Source organism: Mesorhizobium sp. B2-3-5 (genome assembly GCF_006442395.1).
In the GTDB taxonomy this organism is placed as follows: domain Bacteria; phylum Pseudomonadota; class Alphaproteobacteria; order Rhizobiales; family Rhizobiaceae; genus Mesorhizobium.
In genome coordinates this window covers 1-15,716 of sequence record NZ_VFVX01000029.1, presented here as the reverse complement: position 1 = coordinate 15,716, position 15,716 = coordinate 1, and the positions used below count along the sequence as shown (strand labels likewise).

Sequence of the window (15,716 nt, the reverse complement as noted above, 5' to 3'; positions counted from 1 at the left end):
CGGGACCAATGGTACGCCATGCAGAGCCGGCGCCCTATGCCTCGGATTTCGCCGGCTTGCGCCGGGGATTTCGCGAAGCGGCCAAGCGGGCGGGCGCGGAACTGTCTGAACATATTCATCCGCTGAACGGACCGGATGGCGAGGCTCTGGCGACCGATGTGGCGCTGCTTGGCCGCCGCGATGCGCCGAAGCTGATCGTGGTCATCTCCGGAACGCATGGTGTCGAGGGGCCGTTCGGCTCGGCTTGCCAGACCGCGTGGCTCGGCCAGAAGAACCTGCGGCGTTTGCCCGACGATACGGCGATCCTTGCCATCCACCTCATCAATCCCTGGGGCACGGCGTGGTCGCGGCGTGTCAATGAAGACAATGTCGATCTCAACCGCAACTTGATCGACTGGTCGTCGGGCGCTCCCGTCAACAACGGCTATGCCGGCTTGCACGACGCGCTGGCCTACCATGAATGGGAAGGGCCGGATCGCATAGCGGCCGACGAGAAGCTCGCCGTGGCGCGCAAGAAACTCGGGCATGCCGGGTTGGCGGCAATCGTCGAGGCCGGCCAGTATGAATTCGCCGACGGGCTGTATTACGGTGGCGGCGGTCCCGTCTGGTCGAACCGCACCTTGCACGAGATCCTGAAGACTTTTGCCGGCGGGGCGCGCCAGGTCATCGTCTTCGACCTGCATACCGGCGCCGGGCCCTATGGTTATCCGGCTCTGCTCTCGGTGGCGAGTTCCGAGCATCCCGGCCTTGCCTGGGGCAAATCCATCTTCGGGCCAGCGCTTGCGACAGTCCTGACAGGTCCGGGCGCCAAGACGGGCACCGGCATCGCGGCGACCGCGACCGGCTATGTCTCCGATGCCGTCCGCAAGGCCATGCCGAACGCGCGTGTGCTGCCGCTTGTCGTCGAATGCGGCACGCTCGACGGCCCGGCCGTGATGGAAGCGGTGCAAGCCGACAACTGGCTGCATCTGTTCGGCAAGCTCGATTCGCCGCTGGGCAAGCGGATCCGGGAAACGCTGCGCTCGGCCTTCATTCCGGACGATGCGGATTGGCAGCGGGTCTGCCTTTCCAGCAGCCTGCGCTATTTCGATCGTGCGCTGGCGGACCTGCAGGCTGTCGAGATCGGCCAGGACGAGGCCATCGGGAGCGAACAAACGTCGCCAACCGTTCGCGCCGCGATGGTTGCCGAGGCTCCCGCCCAGGAACCGAAGCCCACGACGCCAGCCGTGCAGATCGACGAGCTTCACAAGAGCTTCGGCTCCCTTCTGGTGTTGAAGGGGGTCAATCTCACGGCGCATGCCGGGGAGGTGATTTCCATGATCGGCTCGTCCGGATCCGGCAAGAGCACGTTCCTGCGTTGCATCAACCTCCTGGAGCAACCGGATGGCGGCAAGGTCGCCATCGACGGCGAGGTCATCAAGATGAAGCCGCTGTCGAACGGCCGTGTCGGGCCGGCCGACATGGCGCAGGTCGAACGCATCCGCGCCCGCGTCGGGATGGTGTTCCAGAACTTCAATCTCTGGCCGCACATGACGGTGGTGGAGAACATCATCGAGGCGCCCCGGCATGTGCTGAAAGAGCCCCGCGAGAAGGCCATCGAACACGCCCACGCCCTGTTGAAGAAGGTCGGGCTCGCCGACAAGCACGCCCACTATCCGGGCCAGCTTTCCGGCGGCCAGCAGCAGCGGGCGGCGATCGCCCGAACGCTTGCGATGCGGCCCAAGGTCATCCTTTTCGACGAACCGACATCGGCGCTCGATCCCGAATTGGTCGGCGAGGTGCTGCGGGTGATCCGCCAATTGGCGGAGGAAGGCAACACCATGATCCTCGTGACGCATGAGATGCAGTTTGCGCGCGAGGTCTCCCACAAGATTCTGTTTCTCCACCAGGGAAAGGTGGAGGAGGAGGGTGCGCCCGCGGAGCTGTTCGGCAGCCCGCGCTCGGAGCGTTTGCGTCAGTTCCTGGCGCGCACGCAGTGAGGAACCACACCCTCGAAGCGTTCGGTTCGCACCGGACAACGGCAATGAAGATCAACAACAAGGGGAACTGACATGAAACTGAAAGTCTTGACGCTGCTCGCCTTTCTCGCGGGAAGCATGGGCAGCGCATTGGCCGCCGAAGGCGAATTGTCCATCGGAACGGAAGGCGCCTACCCGCCATGGAGCATGTCCGACGCCAATGGCAATGTCACCGGTTTCGACGCCGATGTCGGCGCATTGCTCTGCACCAAGCTACAAGTGAAGTGCCACTTCGTCGTGCAGGCCTTCGACGGGTTGATCCCGGCGCTGAAGGCCAAGCGCTTCGACGTCATCATCTCGGGCATGTCGATCACCGCCGATCGCAAGAAGGAGATCAATTTCAGCGTCGGCTACGCCGAACTGGCCAACATGTTCGTCGCGGCCAAGGGCTCTGATCTGGCCGCCATCACCGACGTCGACACGCTGCTGAAATCGCTCGACGGCAAGAAAGTCGGCGTGCAGGCCGGCACGACGCACGCGCATTTCCTCGAGAAGCGTGCGCCGAACGCCGACCTGAAAACCTACGATACGCTCGACCAGATGCAGATCGACCTGGCGAGCGGCCGCATCGATACCGCTTTCGCCGATCAATCCGCCTTGCAGGACTTCCTGGACAAGCCCGATGGCAAGAATTTTCAGCTGGTCGGCGTCGAGATCAAGAGCACGTTCGATCCGACTCTTGGCGAGGGCATCGGCGTCGGCATCGCGCAGGACAACACCGAACTCAAGGCCAAGATCGACAAGGGGCTTTGCGAGCTGATCGCCGATGGTTCGGTCGGCAAGGCCAGCCAGAAATGGTTCAAGACGGACATTTCCCGGCCCTGCCAATAACGCCGTGGACTTCTATCGCATGTGCCCGGGCAACCGGGCGCATGCATCCGGGCTTCGTATCATTCGCGCAGACTAGGCACTCACATGGAATTCGGTCTCTGGCAGGTTTGGGAAGCGGGTTGGGTGCCCGCGATCTTGCGCGGCGCTTCGATAACGATCCTCGTCGGTCTCGTCAGCATGGCGGCCGGGCTGGTGATCGGCATTGTCTGCGGCCTGATCAAATGGGCCCGGATATTTCCGCTTTCGCTGCTGGTCGATGCGTATACGTCGCTGGTGCGCGGCGTGCCGGAGCTGCTCATCATCTACCTCTTGTTTTTCAGTTCGGTTGAATTCGTGACCAGGGTCGTGACGGCTTTCGGCTATGCCGGCGTCGCGGAGAGCGGCTATGCGTTCGTCATCGCGGTCATCGCCATCGGCGCCATCTCCGGCGCCTATTCGACCGAGGTCGTGCGCGGGGCGCTCGGCGCCATCCCGAATGGGCATATCGAGGCCGCTCGCGCGCTCGGGCTGCCGGGCGGCCGGATCTTCCGTCGTATCATCGCCCCTCAGATGCTGCGCATAGCGGTTCCCGGCATCAACAATGTCTGGCAGACCACCATCAAGGACACGGCCCTGGTATCGGTGGTCGGCCTTCAGGAACTGATGCGCATTTCATTCATCGGCGCCAATTCCACCCGCCATCCGTTCATCTTCTATCTGATCGCGGCGGTGGTTTATCTCCTCATCACGCTTGCAAGTCAGGCCGGGTTCGACGGGATCGAACGCCTGCTCAGGCTGCGGACAAGAAAGTAGCATGATGGACCTCATCCAGCTTGCGGTTCCCGTTCTGCTCAAGGGCCTGTGGGTAACGGCCGCGCTGACGTTCGTTTCGGTGTTGATCGGCTTCAATCTGGGTCTCGGCCTGGCGCTGATGCGCCTGTCCTCGAACCGGCTTCTTTCAGGCTTCGCCAAATACTACAGCAACGTCTTTCGCGGGACGCCGCTGCTGGTGCAGATTTTCCTGTTCTACTACGGGCTCGGCCAGCTTCCCCTGATCAAGGACAACGCGGCTTCGTGGTGGGTGATCAGCGACGGCGCGCGCTGCGCCGTCCTGGCCCTGGCGCTGAACACGGCCGCTTACACATCCGAGATCCTGCGCGGCGGATTGATGTCGGTTCCGGTCGGGCTTGTCGAGGCGGCCCAGGCCTGCGGCATGTCGCGCATCTTGCGGTTCCGGCGCATCGAGTTCCCGCTCGCCATCCGCCAGGCGCTGCCGGCCTATGGCAACGAACTCATCCTCGTCGTCAAGGGCACCAGCCTTGCCTCGACGATCACGGTGCTGGAAATCACCGGCTATGCCAAGCGGCTGATGAGCCAGACCTTTGCGATCTTCGAGATTTTCGCCATCGCCGGGGTGCTCTATCTGGTGATCAATCTGCTGTTGATCGCGACCATCCGGTCGATAGAGCGTTTTCTCATGCGGCACGAGGCCTCGTCACGCCAGGTTGCGGCGGCACCGTCTTCGACAGCCTCGTGACGGTGCTTCCCTCGACGCGCCAGCGGCGAGCGAGCTACAAATCCGGATGGATCAACCGTGCTTCCCGGAATTGGGCTCCGCGCCCGGAGGCAGCGTCATGACGTCGGCCCATTCGGGATGCTTGCGATATTGCGCGCGGACATAGGGACATATCGGCAGAATCCTGAAGCCGCTCCTGCGTGCATCTTCCACCATGAAGGAAACCAAGGCCGCGGCAGCGCCAGTTCCCCTCATCGTTTCCGGCGCACCCGTGTGATCGGCGCTGATCAGATCGGCGCCCCTCTTCGTGAAGGTGATCTCGGCCTCTGCGGCGATCCCCTCTATGCGGGCCACATAGCGTCCATGCCGCTCACCGGTTTGTTCCTTGCTGATTTTGATGTCGGCCATGATCTTCTCCGTTGTTCCTGCCAAACCACTCCTGTGCGACCAACGTATCCTGCGGGACAAGTTCATGCCCTGCATCGATAGTGTGCACCTCCAGCTTCGCGCCGGACGCTGCGAGCCAATTCGCCAGTCGGGAGCCGTCACCAAACGGATCGCGCGAGCCGGAGACCATCAGAACGCCAACGTTGCTCAGGTCGGCCGTGGGCAAGGTCTCCAGCACCGGCATTGATCGCAAAAGGATCGCCCGGCGGATGACTCCCGGTTGCAGACCAATCATCGCGGCGGCGAAATTCCCGCCGTTGGAAAATCCGAGAAAGCTTATGCGTCCGGATTCGAGTCCATAACCCGTGATGGCGCCTTCCACGAAGGCCGCGAAGGCCTCGGCCTCGGCCTTGATGTCGGCCTGATCGAAGGTGGTGGCCGTCATCCGGCGGAACCAGCGCGCGCTTCCCTCTTCGTGGCTGCGTCCGCGCACGCCGAGCAATGTCGCGCGCGGCGCCACCCGATGCGCCAGCGGCATCAGATCCGCCTCCGTCCCGCCGCTGCCATGCAGCAGGATGATCGTGCTGCCGTCCGGATTTTCGGGTGTATGAAAGCGATGCGCGAACGGCAGGTCGCGCCGTGGCAAACGCGCCTCTCCAGGCAAGGCGAACTGCGGCAACATGATCCGAAGATCATCGGCGCGGTCCTTGTCGGCCGGAGGCAGCATCAAGGTTGTCCCCAGTTGCTCCGCCGCTTCGTCGACGGTGAAGCCCGGCCCGTCCGTTGCCACTTCCAGCAAAGTGCCCGCGGGCTCGCGCACATAGAGCGACGTGAAATAGCGCCGGTCGTGGACATTGGTGGGCGACGAATTGAGCCGCGACAGTTGCTCCCGCAATGCATCAATGGCCGCGGTGTCCGAGGCACGGAATGCAACATGGTCGGCCGTACCGGTGCCGGGGATGCCAGGGACATAGCCAGAGCCGTCACGGATGTCGACGGCATCGGTATCGGACAGAAGACGCGTGATACTGCCCCGGCTGGGACCACGCCGATAGCCGAACCTCTCGATGAAAGCGGCGGTCTCTTCCGGAACTTCCGACAGGATCGTCACGGCCCGCAACCGCCGCGGGGCGATCTCGGCTTTGCCCCATGGATGCGTCGCAGAAAGATTGGAAGCGACCAGTTTCACGATGATGCCATCCGGGTCCTTCAGTCTCAGGACAGCTTCGCCGAATTCGTGCATCGGCCCGTCAACCGCAACGCCATATTTCAAGGCGCGCGTCATCCATTCGCCAAGGCTGGCCGGAGGAACCGCGAAGGCTATTTCAAAAACCTGGCCATTGCCCACGCGCCCCGGCGCGCCGTCTTCCCAGACAAGGAAGGTGACGAGTGAACCTGGAGATCCAAGCCCATCACCATAGAAAAGATGGAGCTGTTCGGCATCCTCATAACCGCCTGTGCGCTTGACCAGCCGCAACCCAAGGAAACCGACATAGAAATCGACATTCGCCTGCACATTGCGGGTGATCAGGGTGACGTGATGGATGCCGCTTGGCTGATGGCTGCTCATGTCGGCATCCTGTCTGTCGGGTTTATCTGCATGAAGCGGCCTCGTCGGCGCATCGAGGGAATGGCATTGCTTAAGATCAGTGACCTGAAGCGTCGATAGCCGGGACGAGAAAATTCGGCGTCGTCTCCGGGCGGCGGGCGGAATCCAGACCTGTCTTGCGGCATCGAGCCTCTCACCTGACCCGCCTCAACTTCTGGCCCGCGATCGAAGTGGATACTCTCGTTCTCGAAGATCGGTCAAACATGCGGTCGCAGCGACCGGCTGGGTAACGGAAAACCGGTCGCTGCAAGGCGCCTTATGGGCCGCGGGTCAGGAAGGTGGCGACGGCATCGATCTCCTGCTGCCTGACCTCATGCCCGCCATCGTGCAATTTTAAATCGACCTTCGCGCCCTGGCCTTCGAGATAGCCGGCCAACGCCTCGGTCAAAGGCAGCGGGCAGATCGGATCGCGCCTGCCGGCGGTGATCAGAACCTCAAGTGATCGAAGACCCGGATTGGGTCGCGGCGACCAAGGGATCAACGGGTGCATCAGCACCACCCGGTCGAAGAGCTCTGGTGCATCGAGGATCACCGAAGCGAGAATGTTCGCGCCGTTGGAATAGCCGAGTCCGAAGACCGTTGCGCTTTCATTCGCTTCCCGGTGGGCGCGGATGAAATCCGTCATCTTCCTGGTACGGGTCGCAAGGTCCGCCATGTCGTAGACACCTTCCGCCTTGCGGCGGAAAAAGCGGTTTGCGCCATGCTCGGACACGTCGCCTCGCGGCGAGATGATGCCGGCTCCGGGCAATATCTGCCCTATCAGACCGGTGAACTGTTGTTCGTCGCCGCCGGTGCCGTGGAACGCGAAGACAAGCGGAGCTCCGATTTCGGGCTGCTTTGCGAAATGTTGGTAAGCGTCACGAGACATGGTGTTCTCCTATTTCACTGAAGGCCGCCGGCCGGAGCCGGGGGCGGGATTTCCGATGTCAGTCGACGATGGGTGGGAGGATCTCTTCGATCCGGTCGCGCAGGGAGGCGTGCTGAAGCGGCAACTTCAGCGCCTCGCCGAGATGGGCGGTGTCCTCGTCGCGATTGAATCCGGGTTCATGCGTCGCCACCTCGAACAGGACACCTCCGGGCGTGCGGAAATAGATGGCCCAGAAATAGTCGCGGTCGATAACCGGGGTGACGTGATAGCCCGTGTCCATCAGTGCCTTGCGCACCTCGGCCTGGGCCGCTCTGTCCTCGACCGCGAAGGCGACGTGATGGACCGAGCCGGCACCCTGGCGTGCCGCCGGGGCGCCGGGCAACACCTCGATGTCGACGAAGTCGGCGCCATTGCCGCCCTTGATGGCGTAACGGGTCAGCGCTCCCCGCCGATCGGCTTCCTCGTAGCCCATATATTTCAGGAGTTCGCCCGTCGCACCGCCGTCACGCAGCCGCATGGTCACTCCGTGGAATCCGTGGACACCCTCGGCGGTCGGCACCGTTCCGCCGGCGAAGGGCTGACGCTTGTCGCCATCGACTTCAGTCAGGGCAAATCCGTCGCCATCCGGGCCGAGGAAGCGCAGGCGCTTCTCCCCGAAAGCTTCGACCTCTTGCAGTCCGAGCACGCCCTTGCCGGCAAAACGCTCTTTCCAGTAGCCAAGCGTTTCCTTCGGCACCGAAAACACGGTTTCGGAGACCTCACCGGCGCCGCGATTGCCTTTGGCGATATGCGGGAACGGGAAATAGGTCATGACAGTGCCGGCGGAACCGACCTCGTCGCCATAATAGAGGTGATAGACGTCCGGCGCGTCGAAATTGACGGTTTTCTTGACCCGGCGCAGGCCCAGCGTCTTGGTGAAAAAGTCATTGTTTTCCTGTGCATCGGCAGCCATCGAAGTGACGTGATGCAGTCCTTTGATCTGGGTAGGCATGGTGGTGTCCTCGCTCTTGGTTGTCTTCGTTGAGCAACAGATAGCCTCCCACTTTCGCTCTCGGAATAGGCATAATCTTGCATTGATTGTTGCCTCTATCGTAATAATCTCCGAATGGGTGAACTCGAATCTCTGCGCGTATTCCTGGCCGTCGCCGAACAAGGCAGTTTTGCCGGCGCGGCGCGCCAGCTCGGCATGACGCCAGCCTCGGTGACGCGCACCATCGCCGGGCTTGAACGGCAGCTCGGCGTGCAATTGCTGGTGCGCACGACGCGGCAGGTGTCCCTGACATCCGCCGGAGCCGTCTACGCGGCGCGCGTGGCGCCTCTTTCCCTGGGGCTCGTCCGTGCGGCCGAGGAAACCCGCGAGGCTCAGGGGATAACGTCCGGTGGCATCCGCATCAGCGCCCCGCTTTCACTAGGGCTGAAAGTGCTACCCCCCGTACTCTCGCAATTCGTGATCCTGTATCCGCAGACGCACGTCTCCCTGGCGCTTTCCGACGGGTTCGTCGACATCGTCGAAGAGGACTACGATCTCGCGATCCGGATTTCCGGACCGCCCGTCGACAAGTCGACCATCTGGCGCAAGATAAGGGAGGTGCCGCGGGTGCTGGTTGCTGCCCCAAAATATCTGACCTCCCGCGGTACCCCGCAGTCGCCCGACGATCTGGCGGAGCATGATTGCCTCAGCTACGGGTCGGATGCGCGCGATGAGCAGTGGGAACTCTCGAAAGGCGGCGGCCGGCGAACCCACAAGGCAACCGGCGCCTTCAGCTCCAACAGTGGCGATCTGCTCGCCCGACTTGCCCTCAACGGCGAAGGGATCGTGCTCTTGCCCCGGTTCATCGTTGACGATGATCTCGCCGCTGGAAGGCTGGTGGAGGTTCTTGCGGACTGGACCACTCCGCAGATATGGCTCACGCTCTACTATCCGCCTTACGAAAAGCTACCGCTCCGGGTTGCCACCTTCTCCGATTTTTTCGAAGCTTATATCCAGGAAATCCGCTCGTTCTGAGCCGGAGAAAGCAGGCCGATGTCATCGTTTCTACCTGAATTCGCATTCTCCCAGGCAGCAGTCCGGGTCCGGTTTGCCCCAGGGGTTCGCCATGACACCGGCGCCGAGGTCGAGCGCCTCGGCTGCAGGCGCGCGATCATAATTTCGACCCCCGGCCAGGTCGCGATGGCGCACGACCTGAGGACGGATGTGGGCGACCTCGCTGCAGGCGTAGTGCCGCTCGCGCAAATGCACACGCCCGTGCCGGTGACCCAGGAGGCCATGTTACAAGTTGGACAAATGGACGGGGATTGCCTGGTCGCGATCGGCGGTGGATCAACCATTGGGCTTGCCAAGGCGCTTTCACTGAGAACCGGACTGCCGCAAATCGTGCTGCCGACGACCTATGCCGGCAGCGAAGCCACTCCGGTGCTCGGTCAGACCGAAGACGGGGTCAAGACGACGTTGACGGATGCCCGGGTTCAGCCCAAGGTCATCCTCTACGACGCCGAACTTATCCGGTCGCTGCCGGCTTCGACGACCGTGGCAAGCGCGCTCAACGCCATGGCGCATGCGGCCGAGGGGCTCTATGCGCGCGATCGCAATCCGATATCGACGCTTCTCGCGACAGAGGGGCTTCGAGCGTTCCGGAGGGCGTTGCCGGATGTCTGCCGCAATCCTCGGGATCTCACGGCGCGTGGCGAGACCCTCTATGGGGCATGGCTGTGCGGCACTGTGCTCGGGCAAGTCGGCATGGCCTTGCACCACAAGCTATGCCATGTGCTCGGCGGCTCCTTCGGCCTGCCTCATGCCGAGACCCACGCGGTAATGCTGCGCTATACGATCGCCTTCAACGCGACCGCCACAGGTGCCCTTCTGGATCCGATGCGCGAAATCTTTGATGACGGCGACGTCGGCCATGCACTTGCAATCTTCGCGGACGGCGTCGGAGCGCCACGGGCCTTGCGTGAGCTTGGAATGCGCGAAGCGGATCTCGCCGGCGCAGCAGATATTGCGATGTCGGCCGCCTATTGGAATCCGCGGCCGCTGATACGCGACGAAATCCTCGGTCTGCTGAGATCGGCGTGGGCCGGGGAGGACCGTAGCCAAAGCGGCAAGGGCTGAAAAAACAGTTCCAATGGTGGATGGGCAGGCGTCACGGGTGATCCCGAACGGCTGACCAGTTTCGTTCACCAGCATCCGAGCGCGCGCCGTCTTGATCCGAGCATCCGCCGCCGAGCCCGTTGCGTCCTGAATATTCCGATCCCGCTGCAACCGCGCCACTAGCCTCGCTTGACAGTATGCAATCGATCGCATATTGAAATGCAATCGATTGCATATCGCAAGCAAACTATGCATCGGAGGAGACGATGAGCGCAGGAACAGGAGCCAAGGAATACGAGGTCGGACGTCGCTCTCACATCATCGGGGATCAAGCTGCGGTGACGGATGTCGTGCTCAATGCCATGTCGCGGACCCCTGACGCCCGTCTGCGCGAGGTCGTCGCAGCCTTCGTGCGGCACATGCACGCGTTTGCTCGCGAGGTGAAGCTAACCGAGGAGGAGTTCGAACTCGGCGTCGATTTTCTCAACCGGATAGGCCAGTCCACGCACGATGCGCACAATGAAGGCGTCCTGTTCTCGGATGCAATCGGCTTTTCGACTTTAGTCTGCCTCCTGAACAACGGTCAGAACGGCGCCACCGAGACCGCCTCGGCCCTGCTCGGGCCGTTCTGGCGCATGCATTCCCCGGCGACCGAGAACGGCGGCTCGATCGTCCGGTCCGAAACGCCCGGACCGGCCCTGTTTGCCAATTGCCGCATCACCGACCCGGACGGTAACCCGCTGCCTGACGTCGAGGTTGACATATGGCAGGCTTCGCCGGTCGGGCTCTACGAGAACCAGGACCCTGGCCAGGCCGACATGAACCTGCGCGGGAAGTTCCGGACCGACGCGGAGGGGCGCATCTGGTTCCGCTCGGTCAAGCCGGCCGGGTATCCGGTGCCGACCGATGGCCCGGTCGGCGATCTCCTGCGCGCACAGCTGCGCCATCCCTATCGGCCGGCGCACCTGCATTTCCTCTGCTACAAGCCCGGCTACAAGACGCTGATCACCCAGGTCTTCGTCGATGACGACCAGCATCTCGAGAGCGACGTGGTCTTCGGCGTCACGCGCCACCTCATCGGTGATTTCCAGCAAGGTGTCGGTGCCGCCCCGGTTCCCGGGATCGACGGCCCGTGGTTCCGATTGACCTACGATTTCGTCATGGAGGCCGGCGAAGCCAAGCTGCCGACCCCTCCTATCCGCTAGTCGTCCCTCAACACGCGAGAGAGCAATCATGTCGAATTCAATCCAGCCGGGGGCCGCCGCCTCCTCATCGGTCTCGGCGCGTCCGCGACCATCCTATCCCCGCTCCCTTGCCGGCAAGGTCGCGCTCGTCGTCGGCGGCGCCGGCGCCATCGGCGCGGCCACCAGCCGCATGCTGGTCGCCGCCGGCGCAACGGTGGTGGTCACGCATCTCGACACCGAGCGCGATACGGACGCGGCCAAGGCGCTGATCGCCGAGCTGGGCGGCGATCACGCCGCTTATGTCGCCAATGTGGTCGATACCCCATCGCTGATTGCGCTGCGCACGCGGCTTCAGGACCGCTACGGACGGCTCGATATCCTGGTCAACGCCGCCGGCTTCACCAAGCCGGTGCTGCATGCCGACCTGGACGCACTAACCGACGAGCTGATCGATCGCATGCTGCAGGTCAACTGGCGAGGTCAGTTCGCGGCGATCCGCACCTTCGCGCCGATGTTGAAGGCTTCCGGCGACGGGCTCGTCGTGTCGATCTCGTCTATCGCCGCCTTCACAGGCGTTGGTTCCTCGATCGCCTACTGTGCCGCCAAGGCCGGCATCGATGTGATGACCAAGGCGCTGGCACGGGTGCTTGCGCCCGAGGTGCGGGTGCTGGCGGTGTCGCCTGGTGTCGTCGACACTGAGTTCGTGCCCGGCCGCGGCACCGACTTCAACGACAGGGTCAGCGCCTCGACACCGCTCAGGCGGATTGGCGAGGCGGAGGACATCGCTGCCGCCATCACCGCATGCGCCACCATGCTAGGCTATTCGACTGGACACATCGTCCAGGTCGACGGCGGCCGTGCGCTCTAGGACGGAGGCTGAATGATGCGCTCGCCGCTGCCAAAAATCATCATCACCTGCGCGATCACCGGCAATCTGACCAAGCCAGAACAGACGCCGCATTTGCCGATCACGCCACAACAAATCGCGGAGTCGGCGCTCGGCGCCGCCGAGGCTGGCGCGGCGGTCGTGCATATCCACGTTCGCGATCCGCGGACTGGGCGCCCATCGATGGAACTCGAGCTCTATCGCGAGGTGCTGGACCGCATCCGCGGGTCGAACCCGGAACTGATCGTCAATTTGACCACCGGTCCCGGCGGCCGGTTTGTGCCGTCGCAGGACGATCCCAGGGTCGCCGGCCCCGGCACGACGCTGTTGGCGCCCGAGCGCCGCGTCGAGCACATCGCCGCGCTCAAGCCCGACATCTGCACGCTCGACCTCAACACCATGAATTCGGGCGGCGAGGTGGTTATCAACACGCCCGGCAATGTGCGCCGCATGGCCAAGGTGATCGCCGGGGCCGGCGTCAGGCCGGAAATCGAACTGTTCGATTCGGGCGACATCGCGCTGCTGGCCGATCTTCTCGCCGACGGCACGCTGCAGGGACCTCCGCTTACTTCGTTGGTCATGGGCGTGCGCTATGGCTTCCAGCCGTCGCCTGAGACCGTCGTCTATGCCCGCAACCTTCTGCCGCCGGATGCCGCCTTCACCGCGATCGGCATCGGCCGCTCCGCCTTCCACATGGTCGCGCAGTCCTACCTTGCCGGCGGTCACGTGAGGGTCGGCCTGGAGGATGCCATCTATCTCGAGCGCGGCATGCTGGCGCCGTCGAACGCCGCAATGGTCGAGAAGGCACGCCGCATCGTCGAAGACCTTGGCGGCCAGGTCGCCAATCCGCGCGAGGCGCGAGCCATTCTTGGCCTGCCTGTCCGGCCGGCGAACACCAAGCGCGTCGCCTGAGATCGAACGGAGCCGACCATGTCACTCACCACCGAACATCCACGCCATCTCCAGGTCTCGGCGAGAGGACTGCGCCTGTACGAGAAAGCGCCGGACTATGCGGCGATCAGGCTCGCTGTCGAGGAACACCCGCTACGCGCGGTCGCGGGCCACGAGGTCGTGGTGGAGATCCACGCCGCCGCGGTGAACCCTTCGGATGCCAAGGCAGCCACCGGCCTCATGCCCTATGCCGTATTTCCACGGACGCCCGGGCGCGACTATGCCGGCAAGGTCGTGGCCGGCCCGGCAGCCCTTGTCGGGAAGTTGGTGTTCGGTTCATCGGGCGATCTCGGTATCCGCCAGGACGGCTCGCACGCCAGCCACATGATCGTCGAGGCGAGTGCCGTCGTCGAGGTTCCGCAAGGTATCGGCGCCCGCCAAGCCGCCGGCATCGGCGTGCCGTTCGTCACCGCCTGGGAAGGGTTGCGGCGTGCGGGCCTGCCGATCGCGGGCGAGACTGCGATGATCCTCGGGCTCAACGGCAAGGTTGGCCAGGCGGCGGCACAGATCGCCAGTTGGCTCGGTGCGCGCGTGATCGGTGTGGTGCGGCGCGAAGAACCGTATGCCGGCCACGCCAACGGGCCAGTGGAGGTGATCGCGGCGAACACGACGGATGTGCCGGCGAAGATCCGCGAACTTACTGGCGGCAAGGGGGCCGACATCGTCTTCAACACTGTCGGCGACCCGTTCTATGAGATCGGCCAGAAGTCGATGGCGGTCGGCGGTCGGGCCATCTTCATTTCCGTTATAGACCGCTTCGTCAGCTTCGACATCCTCGCTTTCTACAAGGGCCGCCACACCTATGTCGGCATCGACACCATCGCGCTCGGCTCGGTCGAGACCGGCGCCATCCTCAAAGCGCTGACGCCGGGTTTCGCCGACGGCTCGCTGAAGCCGTTTCCGATCGTCGACGATGCCGTCTACCGGTTCGATGACGCCTACGCCGCCTACCAGGCGGTGATGGGCTCGTCGCGGCACCGCGTCGTTCTGGTGCCTGGAGGCTGACGCCATGCACGTCGTCCGTTTCGCCGAAGCGCCCGCCTATGACGCACCCGGCCATCACGACATGCATATGGCGCGGCTGCAAGGACGCGAGGCCGGACCAGCCGACACGGTCTGGCTCGGCGCATCAACCCTTGCGTCCGGTGGCGGCACGACGCTCGACACTTCGAACGTCGAGAAGATCTACGTCGTACTCGATGGAGAAGTCACCGTATCGAACGGCCGCGAGGACGTGCGCCTGCGCCGTTGGGATTCCTGCCGTATCGGGCCGAACGAGGCCCGCCGGCTGCACAACCATACCCAGGAGCCCGCCACGGTCCTGCTGGTGATGCCATTGCAGGCGACCGGACCGCCACGCTGACCGGCGCCTGAGACGCCCGCCAGCGCGGGCTTCGCGACCACGCATGCCAACCATCAACCCACGCGACGGGTGCTGCCCGTCGTCGCGATTTCATTCGCCCAAGGGAGGACCCTAATGGCTCACGTGCATTCCCGACGTCCGCGTAAACCCTGGTACCAGATCCTCTATGTTCAGGTGCTGATCGGTATCGCGGCGGCCATCGTGCTCGGCCACTTCTGGCCGCAAGCCGGCATCGACATGAAGCCGCTCGGCGATGCTTTCATCAAGCTCATCAAGATGGTGATTGCACTGGTCATTTTCTGCACCGTCGTGTCCGGCATCACCGGCATGAACGACCTGAAGAAGGTCGGCAGGGTTGGCGGCAAGGCGCTCGTCTATTTCGAGGTCGTGTCGACGATTGCGCTGATCATCGGTCTGATCGTCGGCAATCTGATCAGGCCCGGCGCCGGCTTCAACGCCGATCCGGCGACTCTCGATGCAGGCGCGGTCGCGGCCTATGCCGGCAAGGCCGCCGAACAGTCGGTCAGCGACTTCCTGATGAACATCATTCCGACCACCATTGTCGACGCTTTCGCCAAAGGCGATATCCTCCCGGTCGTTCTGATCTCGGTCCTGTTCGGTTATGTGCTGTCGCATCTCGGCGACCGCGCCAAACCGGTCAGGGACGTGATCGATGCCGGCTCGCACCTGGTGTTCGGTGCCATCAACGTCATCATGCGGCTGGCGCCGATCGGCGCGTTCGGGTCAATGGCCTTTACCGTCGGCAAATACGGCGTTTCCGCGCTCGGCCCGCTCGTATTCCTGATCGGCACGTTCTACCTCACCAGCATCATATTCGTATTCGGCGTGCTCGGTCTCATCGGCTGGTGGGCGGGCTTCAGTATTCTGAAGTTCCTGCTCTACATCAAGGAAGAAATCCTGCTCGTGCTCGGCACCTCGTCCTCGGACTCGGCCTTGCCCAGCCTGATGGAAAAGCTGGAGCGCGCCGGCGTCTCCAAGCCTGTCGTTGGCCTCGTCGTGCCGACCGGCTACGTCT

17 protein-coding genes are annotated in these 15,716 nt (G+C 63.5%); 13 read left to right on the top strand and 4 right to left on the bottom strand.

Annotated features, from left to right (window positions below; genetic code table 11):
• Nucleotides 1–8 precede the first annotated feature (8 nt).
• The 4 genes from FJ958_RS32480 (at nt 9) to FJ958_RS24780 (ending at nt 4,365) form a co-directional block, all read left to right on the top strand.
• Nucleotides 9–1,979, top strand: a complete 1,971-nt coding sequence (locus tag FJ958_RS32480; RefSeq protein WP_281406685.1) for a DUF2817 domain-containing protein — start codon at nt 9–11, stop codon at nt 1,977–1,979.
• 72 nt (nt 1,980–2,051) lie between these two features.
• Nucleotides 2,052–2,849, top strand: a complete 798-nt coding sequence (locus tag FJ958_RS24790) for a transporter substrate-binding domain-containing protein (protein ID WP_140746474.1) — start codon at nt 2,052–2,054, stop codon at nt 2,847–2,849.
• An 84-nt stretch (nt 2,850–2,933) separates the two neighbouring features.
• The gene (locus FJ958_RS24785) at nt 2,934–3,641 is read left to right on the top strand and encodes an ABC transporter permease subunit (protein ID WP_140746471.1); all 708 of its coding nucleotides are present in this window, start codon (nt 2,934–2,936) and stop codon (nt 3,639–3,641) included.
• 4 nt (nt 3,642–3,645) lie between these two features.
• Nucleotides 3,646–4,365: an ABC transporter permease gene (locus tag FJ958_RS24780; RefSeq protein WP_181176510.1), complete on the top strand. Its 720-nt coding sequence runs from the start codon at nt 3,646–3,648 to the stop codon at nt 4,363–4,365.
• A 51-nt stretch (nt 4,366–4,416) separates the two neighbouring features.
• On the opposite strand, the gene FJ958_RS24775 is transcribed toward FJ958_RS24780, so the two are convergent.
• Nucleotides 4,417–4,755, bottom strand: coding sequence for a GNAT family N-acetyltransferase (locus FJ958_RS24775; protein WP_210243473.1), 339 nt, complete (start codon nt 4,753–4,755; stop codon nt 4,417–4,419).
• The gene (locus tag FJ958_RS24770; protein WP_246679742.1) at nt 4,715–6,247 is read right to left on the bottom strand and encodes a VOC family protein; all 1,533 of its coding nucleotides are present in this window, start codon (nt 6,245–6,247) and stop codon (nt 4,715–4,717) included. Before FJ958_RS24770 ends, FJ958_RS24775 begins: the two co-directional genes overlap by 41 nt.
• Between FJ958_RS24770 and FJ958_RS32200 the strand changes: the two genes are divergently transcribed.
• Complete coding sequence (locus FJ958_RS32200) at nt 6,158–6,400, top strand: hypothetical protein (RefSeq protein ID WP_246679748.1); 243 nt, start codon at nt 6,158–6,160, stop codon at nt 6,398–6,400. The genes FJ958_RS24770 and FJ958_RS32200 overlap by 90 nt on opposite strands.
• 196 nt (nt 6,401–6,596) lie before the next feature.
• Here FJ958_RS32200 and FJ958_RS24765 read toward each other — a convergent pair whose 3' ends face one another.
• Nucleotides 6,597–7,208, bottom strand: a complete 612-nt coding sequence (locus tag FJ958_RS24765) for an alpha/beta hydrolase (protein WP_140746459.1) — start codon at nt 7,206–7,208, stop codon at nt 6,597–6,599.
• 58 nt (nt 7,209–7,266) lie between these two features.
• Nucleotides 7,267–8,199: a ring-cleaving dioxygenase gene (locus FJ958_RS24760; protein WP_140746456.1), complete on the bottom strand. Its 933-nt coding sequence runs from the start codon at nt 8,197–8,199 to the stop codon at nt 7,267–7,269.
• 114 nt (nt 8,200–8,313) lie between these two features.
• Here FJ958_RS24760 and FJ958_RS24755 point away from each other — a divergent pair, with 114 nt between their 5' ends.
• The 8 genes from FJ958_RS24755 to FJ958_RS24720 form a co-directional block, all read left to right on the top strand.
• On the top strand, nt 8,314–9,213 hold the full coding sequence (locus FJ958_RS24755; protein WP_140746453.1) for a LysR family transcriptional regulator: 900 nt from the start codon (nt 8,314–8,316) through the stop codon (nt 9,211–9,213).
• 18 nt (nt 9,214–9,231) lie between these two features.
• A complete protein-coding gene (locus FJ958_RS24750; protein WP_140746450.1) occupies nt 9,232–10,317 on the top strand; it encodes a maleylacetate reductase in 1,086 nt (361 codons plus the stop codon).
• Nucleotides 10,318–10,658: 341 nt separating this feature from the next.
• Entirely contained in the window at nt 10,659–11,501 is an 843-nt protein-coding gene (locus FJ958_RS24745; RefSeq protein ID WP_140746608.1) for a dioxygenase, read from the top strand.
• A 28-nt stretch (nt 11,502–11,529) separates the two neighbouring features.
• Nucleotides 11,530–12,348, top strand: coding sequence for an SDR family oxidoreductase (locus FJ958_RS24740; protein WP_140746447.1), 819 nt, complete (start codon nt 11,530–11,532; stop codon nt 12,346–12,348).
• Nucleotides 12,349–12,363: 15 nt separating this feature from the next.
• The gene (locus FJ958_RS24735) at nt 12,364–13,278 is read left to right on the top strand and encodes a 3-keto-5-aminohexanoate cleavage protein (RefSeq protein WP_140746605.1); all 915 of its coding nucleotides are present in this window, start codon (nt 12,364–12,366) and stop codon (nt 13,276–13,278) included.
• 18 nt (nt 13,279–13,296) lie between these two features.
• Nucleotides 13,297–14,322, top strand: a complete 1,026-nt coding sequence (locus tag FJ958_RS24730; protein WP_140746444.1) for a zinc-binding alcohol dehydrogenase family protein — start codon at nt 13,297–13,299, stop codon at nt 14,320–14,322.
• Between the two features lie 4 nt (nt 14,323–14,326).
• Nucleotides 14,327–14,680, top strand: a complete 354-nt coding sequence (locus tag FJ958_RS24725) for a cupin domain-containing protein (protein ID WP_140746441.1) — start codon at nt 14,327–14,329, stop codon at nt 14,678–14,680.
• A gap of 114 nt (nt 14,681–14,794) precedes the next feature.
• Nucleotides 14,795–15,716, top strand: a 922-nt coding sequence (locus tag FJ958_RS24720) for a cation:dicarboxylase symporter family transporter (protein WP_140746438.1), incomplete at its 3' end; no start/stop codon positions are given.